The following is a 4,449-nucleotide window of genomic DNA, read 5'->3' on the forward strand; positions in this document are numbered from 1 at the left end:
CTACACCGTTGCCACGAAGCTCCCGGCAGGGTGGCCCCGATCGCTGCCACGAGGCCTGCGTGGGCGTCGGAAGTCACCAGCTTCACCCCCCGTCAGCCCACGGGCGGCCAGGTCCCGGAAGAACCCGAGCCAGCCGGCCCCGTCCTCGGCGGAAGAAGCCTGAATGCCCAGGACTTCGCGGTGCCCATCGGCGTTGACCCCGGTGGCGATCATCGCGTGGACATTGACGACCCGGCCGCCTTCGCGGACCTTCAGAACCAAGGCGTCCGCGGCGATGAAGGCATACAGGCCGGCGTCCAGAGGCCGGGTGCGGAACTGTTCGACTTGTTCGTCGAGGTCCGCGGCCATGAGGGAGAACTGAGACTTGGACAGTCGGGTGATCCCGAGGGTTTCGACCAGCTTTTCCATCCGGCGGGTGGAGACTCCCAGGAGGTAGCAGGTCGCCACGACGGTGGTCAGGGCGGTCTCTGCGCGGCGGCGGCGCTCGAGGAGCCAATCAGGGAAATAGGAGCCTTGCCGCAGCTTGGGGATCGCCACGTCCAGGGTTCCGGTGCGGGTATCGAAGTCGCGGTGTCGGTATCCGTTGCGGGAGGTGTTTCGGTCCTCGGATCGGGCACCGTATTCGGCGCCGCAGACGGCGTCGGCTTCGGCGCTCATCAGGGTGTTGATGAACGTGGTGAGCATCTGGCGCATCAGGTCCGGGGAGGTATGTTCGAGTTGTTCGGACAGGAAACGGGCAGGGTCGATAATATGGGGTGCGGTCATCGCGTGGATTCTCTTTCGAAACGTACTTTGGTAGGTCGTTTCAAGAATCACGCGGTGGCCGCCTTATGTTCGGGAGCCACGCCCGACGGGTTGGCTTCTTACACATAGATAATGGTCATGTCCCCGGCGTCAGCGTGGCTCACTAATACACCGACGTCCTCATCGAGGGTTGTCTTTTTGTGGATCTGTCCGCCGGTGCCGGGGCACCCTCGCGGGGTCGGGAGGGACATGATTTGATAGGAGCCTGACCGGTAGTCGTCTCACCTTTGTGCTGTCTGCCCACCCTTCCCGCGGCGAAGAACGCAGCCTCGGAAAGGAAATGCACCATGAACGTCATGACAAAATCGCCACCATCCACGACACCGGGTCTGCCGCCCGGAACACTGGTGGCGGGTATCGATACGCATAAGGACACCCACCACGTAGCGATCATCGATCACATTGGCCGAGCTGTCCTGGACCGGCAGTTCATGGCCACCCCGGATGGATATCGCAGGATCGTGGACTTCCTGAATATTGGCTTCTGTGGGCTCCGCTTGTAGTGCGGTTGAGCACCATGACCCGGTAGCGCGACTGATGTGGTTCAGCACCACTGATGGCGCGGTTGATCACCACCTGAAAGGCTCCTTCCACCATGTGATGGCCACGTGGTGGAAGGAGTACCGGTAATGGTACGGAAGATCAAAGCGAAGCTGGTTTTGCAGCTGCGGAATCAAAGCCTGTCGGGACGGGCAATTGAATCCGCCCTCGGGATATCCCGGCACAGCATTCAAGCAGTCCTCGATGCGGCGGAGCTGGCGGGTCTCGGTTGGGGTGACGTCGCCGAGCTGTCGGAGGCCGAGGTGTATTCGGCGTTGTTTCCCGGCCGCGGGGTCCGCGAGAGCGTATTCGCGCAGCCGGACTGGGCCCGGGTCCACACCGAGCTGGCCCGGGTCGGGGTGACGTTGAAGCTGCTGCACCAGGAGTATGTCGACGCGTTTTCCCGCGAAGGGCAGGCAGTCATGAGCTATGACCGGTTCTGCCGGCTCTACGCCGAACACGCCGCCGTGACCGGGGCTTCGTCCCGGGTTGGGCACAAGGCCGGCCGCAGCATCGAGGTCGACTGGTCCGGGCCCACGATGGCGCTGCTGGATCCGACGACGGGTGAGATTTCGAAGGTGTATTTGTTCGTCGCCTGCCTGCCCTTCAGCCGGTATGCGTTCGTGGAAGCGAGCCTGGATATGCGCCAGGAGTCGTGGCTGCGCGCCCATGTGGCGATGTTCGCCTTCTTCGGCGGCAGCGTCCCGCGTCTGGTGCCCGACAACCTGAAGACCGGGGTGATCTCCCACCCCCGCGAGGGAGAGATCGTTCTCAACGACGCCTACCGTGAGATGGCCGCGCACTATTCGGCCGCGGTATTACCGGGCAGGGTTCGGGCCCCCAAAGACAAGGCGAGCGTCGAGAACACGGTCTTCCACGTCGCGACCTGGATCATCGCGGGGCTCAGGCAGGAACAGTTCACGTCCCTGGCACAGTTGCGCACCCGGATCCATGAGCAGATCGATGCCTATAACCGCCAACCGTTCCAGAAACGGGAAGGGTCCCGGCTGAGCGTCTTCACCACCGAAGAGCTGCCGCTGCTGCAACCGCTGCCGGCAGTCCCGTTCGAAATCAGCACGTGGTCCTACCAGCGCAAGGTGAACAAGAACGCCCACGTGGTCTGGGCGAAGAACTTCTACTCCGTGCCTTTCAGCCACATCGGCGGCCGTGTTGATCTTCGCGTCACGGACACGATGTTGGAGGTCTATCGGGGCGATGAGCGCCTGACCAGCCACCTGCTGCTACCGGCGGCGACCGTGAATCGGTATCAGACGAACGAGGCCGACCTTCCCGAGGGGCGCAGTTTCCAGGCCTGGGACCGGGCCCGGATCCAGGACTGGGCAGCCAGGATGGGCCCGGCCACGGTGACGGTTATCGGCAAGATCTTCGAGGCAGCCTCCATCGAGGAGGCCGGGTTCGACCCCGCGCTGGCAGTGCTGCGCCTATCGCGCCGGTTCTCCCCGGCCCGGGTCGAAGCCGCCAGCGCGCTGGCGCTGAAGGGGCCGATCCGCTCCCCGCGTTATGCGCACCTGAGACCGATCCTCGATACCGGGCAGGACAAGACCGGCCACGTCCCCCTGGAGCCTGAGGGCGATGATGGCGGATACGTCCGTGGCAGCGCCTACTACGCGGGAGGGAACCGTTGAGCCGCCTGGACGCGGAGACCGAACGCAAGCTCCGCGAGATGAACGCCCGCGAGCTGCTCGAGGCGATCGACGGCCAAGACGAGACGCTGTCGATCAGCTTGTCGTTTGATGAACGTGTCCGGTTGGTCGTCGATGACGCCTATTCGACGTTCACGCATTCCAAGGTCGCCGGGCTGATCCGGCGGGCTGGGTTGCGTTATCCGAACGCTGATTTGCGCCGCATCGACCTGCTCGACGAGCGCGGTCTGAACCGGCCGTTGCTGACCCAGCTCGGCACCTGCTCGTTCGTGGACCGAGAACAGAACGTCGTCTTCCAGGGGTTCACCGGTTCGGGGAAATCGTATCTGGGATGCGCGATCGCCAAACGCGCCTGCGAGCACCGCATCCGCGCCCACTACGTCCGCATGCCCGACCTCGAAGAAGCCTGGGTCGCCGCCCAAGACACCCCCGGCGGTTCCGGGAAGTTTCTGCGCAAATACGCCGCGTTCACGATTCTGGTCGTTGACGAATGGCTCCTGGACCGGCCGACGGAATCAATGCGCGGAATGCTGCTGGAGCTGATGGAGCGCCGCTACGGCGCAACGTCGACGGTGTTCTGCACCCAGTACTCGCAGAAGGACTGGCACCAGCGCCTCGGCGCCGGCGTTCACGCGGACGCGATCATGGACCGGATCATCCACAACACAATCTGGGTTGAAACGGGCAAATACAACATGAGAGAGCACATCGCACTGACCAGCGCGTAATCGATGAGGGATGGCGTCAGCGGGTTCCCAGCCACACCACCGCTGGCGCTCTCCCGCACGATCGGTGGGGCTGAACCGCACGATTGGGTGGTGCTCAGAGCCTCAAATACTCACTTCCTGCGTTCCGCTGGAACCGTGGAGCGGGTTGGCATCGAGGGGACCGGGTCCTATGGCGCCGGCGTCACCCGCGTTTTGAGCGCGGAAGGGTTCAACGTCGCTGAAGTTGCCCGCCCCAATCGCAGATCCAGACGCCTGCGTGGCAAATCCGACCCGCTGGATGCGAAGCAGGCAGCATTGAATGTCCTGGCCCATGCGGACACCTCAGTGCCGAAGAGCGGCGGTGGGACCGTCGAGGTTCTGCAGATGCTGCTGGCTGAGCGTCGGTCTGCTTCCAAGGCCGGTGCGCAGGTGATGAACCAGATCCATGCGCTACTGGTAACGGCCCCGGACACGGTGCGTGAGGGCTACCGCCGTCTGGGACCGATCGTGCTGGTCGGTGTTCTTGCCCGCTCGAGACCCCGGACCGGGACAGGACCGGAGTATGTTGCCCGTCAGGTGCTGAAGCGCCTTGCCGTGCGGCACGTTGGATTGACCGCCGAAATCGCCGTTATCGAGCAGGAGATGTCACCGCTTATCATCGCTGCGAACCCGACATTGATCTCCCTGAATGGGGTGGGGCCGGTGACTGCGGCCACCCTGATGGTCGCCGCAGG

At 63.8% G+C, this 4,449-nt stretch carries 4 protein-coding genes and 1 pseudogene; 4 read left to right on the forward strand and 1 reads right to left on the reverse strand.

The window, feature by feature from the left end; translation table 11 throughout:
• Positions 1-765 (reverse strand): annotated as a pseudogene (locus tag ACT3S2_RS15655) (IS256 family transposase); the annotation flags it as partial.
• 326 nt (positions 766-1,091) lie between these two features.
• Here ACT3S2_RS15655 and ACT3S2_RS15660 point away from each other — a divergent pair.
• The 4 genes from ACT3S2_RS15660 to ACT3S2_RS15675 all read left to right on the forward strand — a co-directional run.
• Complete coding sequence (locus ACT3S2_RS15660) at positions 1,092-1,307, forward strand: IS110 family transposase (protein WP_444561912.1); 216 nt, start codon at positions 1,092-1,094, stop codon at positions 1,305-1,307.
• Between the two features lie 126 nt (positions 1,308-1,433).
• Positions 1,434-2,990, forward strand: coding sequence for an IS21 family transposase (gene istA, locus ACT3S2_RS15665; protein WP_444561913.1), 1,557 nt, complete (start codon positions 1,434-1,436; stop codon positions 2,988-2,990).
• Positions 2,987-3,736, forward strand: coding sequence for an ATP-binding protein (locus ACT3S2_RS15670; protein WP_444561914.1), 750 nt, complete (start codon positions 2,987-2,989; stop codon positions 3,734-3,736). Before istA ends, ACT3S2_RS15670 begins: the two co-directional genes overlap by 4 nt.
• Positions 3,737-3,871: 135 nt before the next feature.
• Positions 3,872-4,449: IS110 family transposase (locus tag ACT3S2_RS15675; protein WP_444561915.1), on the forward strand; the 578-nt coding region annotated here is incomplete at its 3' end.

The sequence above is a fragment of the Arthrobacter sp. AOP36-A1-22 genome (assembly GCF_052377615.1).
Lineage (GTDB): Bacteria > Actinomycetota > Actinomycetes > Actinomycetales > Micrococcaceae > Arthrobacter_H.

Excerpts from the sequence above, each read along its gene's own strand:
- ACT3S2_RS15660 (WP_444561912.1), top strand. The coding sequence starts at position 1,092 with ATGAACGTCATGACAAAATCGCCACCATCCACGACACCGGGTCTGCCG.
- istA (WP_444561913.1), top strand. The coding sequence starts at position 1,434 with ATGGTACGGAAGATCAAAGCGAAGCTGGTTTTGCAGCTGCGGAATCAA.